Genomic DNA, 721 nt, shown 5'->3' on the forward strand with positions numbered 1-721 from the left:
TTTCGCAGTTATCCGCGCCCTTCTTCGCCTCTCAGCGCCTAGGCATCCACCGTATGCCCTTACTAACTTGACCTTATTTTCAATGATGATTACTTCGTGCTGTTTCGGCCAATCTGACATTCGCTTGCCTTTGCAAACAAAGGGCCAAACGGTCAAAAACAACTACGCTGTAATGATTATTGCTTTGCGCTTTACTTTACCTCTGTGCAGTTTTCAAGGAACATTTCCGCCACATAAGGGCGGTTATATGAAAACCTGACGTTTGTCAGGTCTGCCGGGTAATAAAACCCGGTCAATCCGGCAGCGACCTACTCTTCCAGGGACCAACGTCCCAAGTACCATCGGCGCAGGAGGGCTTAACTTCCGTGTTCGGGATGGGAACGGGTGTGACCCCTCCGCCATTGCCACCAGATCAGTTTGCAGTTGTTGAGGTTCATCCGGTTCGCCACCGGATTTAGAAGTTTACTACACCGAGTTGAGCTTTTCAACCGGTAAGTTTCTCCAGTCCCTCAAAATCAAACAGTTGTGTTGCATTGCATGCGTTCGACCTCGACATCTCACTGCGTAGAGGTTTCATCCCTTCACTAGAAAAACTAGCAAGGTTCATCCTCTACCGTGACGAGTCTCCATAGAAAGGAGGTGATCCAGCCGCACCTTCCGATACGGCTACCTTGTTACGACTTCACCCCAATCATCGACCCCACCTTCGGCGGCTGGCTCC

3 rRNA genes are annotated in these 721 nt (G+C 50.3%); all 3 read right to left on the bottom strand.

Going from position 1 to position 721, the window contains the following annotated elements:
• A 23S ribosomal RNA gene (locus H1S01_RS20545) occupies window positions 1-73 on the bottom strand; the annotation flags it as partial.
• 222 nt (window positions 74-295) lie between these two features.
• Window positions 296-412 (bottom strand): 5S ribosomal RNA (gene rrf, locus H1S01_RS20550).
• A 220-nt stretch (window positions 413-632) separates the two neighbouring features.
• A 16S ribosomal RNA gene (locus H1S01_RS20555) occupies window positions 633-721 on the bottom strand; the annotation flags it as partial.

It is taken from the genome of Heliobacterium chlorum (assembly GCF_014502795.1).
In the GTDB taxonomy this organism is placed as follows: domain Bacteria; phylum Bacillota; class Desulfitobacteriia; order Heliobacteriales; family Heliobacteriaceae; genus Heliobacterium; species Heliobacterium chlorum.